The organism is Ruegeria sp. AP12 (assembly GCF_056540025.1).
The window spans coordinates 1-608 of record NZ_JBQFVZ010000263.1 but is presented as its reverse complement, the minus strand read 5'-3'; the positions used below and the strand labels follow the sequence as shown (position 1 = coordinate 608).

Genomic DNA, 608 nt, shown 5'->3' with positions numbered 1-608 from the left:
CACGGCCGTACCGCCCTGACCGTTGATCGCCTGAACGATACGTTTGTTGACCAAGCCCGAGAGAACCATTTCGACCACTTCTACTGTGGCCTTGTCCGTCACGCGTTTGCCACCGACAAACTCGGACTGGATATCCAGCTTGTCCAGCATCGCGTTGATCATCGGTCCGCCGCCATGGACGATCACGGGGTTCACACCGACCTGGCGCATCAGCACGACGTCGCGGGCAAAGCTTTCCATGGCCTCGTCACTGCCCATGGCGTGACCGCCGAGCTTGATGACGACGACCGCGCCGTCATAGCGCTGCAGATACGGCAAAGCGCTGTTCAGAGTTGCAGCAGTGGCGATCCAGTCCCGGTTCATATCTCTTGTCTTCATGTGTTGTCCTCTTCCCCTCGTGTTAGGCGTTTTGGACACGTAAGCCAAGATCGCTGTTGTTTGTGTTGCCGGGATGTGTCGATGCCGTGGTCCACGTTCCAGCCCAACGCCCGGCAAGGCGCTGTGGTCACTGCAGCGTCGCCTTTTTCGCGCCTGTCACATTGGCATGCGGAATAAATCGGAAGTTGGCTAAGGCCTAGGATCAGCCGTCACTTGGACGCAGCGCGTTT

The 608-nt window shown here is 58.4% G+C and carries 1 protein-coding gene; it reads right to left on the bottom strand.

Annotated elements, in window-relative coordinates; all coding sequences use genetic code 11:
- Nucleotides 1-378 (bottom strand): acetylglutamate kinase (gene argB, locus ACR0E6_RS22655; protein WP_480587621.1); only part of this gene is annotated, 378 nt, incomplete at its 3' end.
- Nucleotides 379-608: the final 230 nt, after the last annotated feature.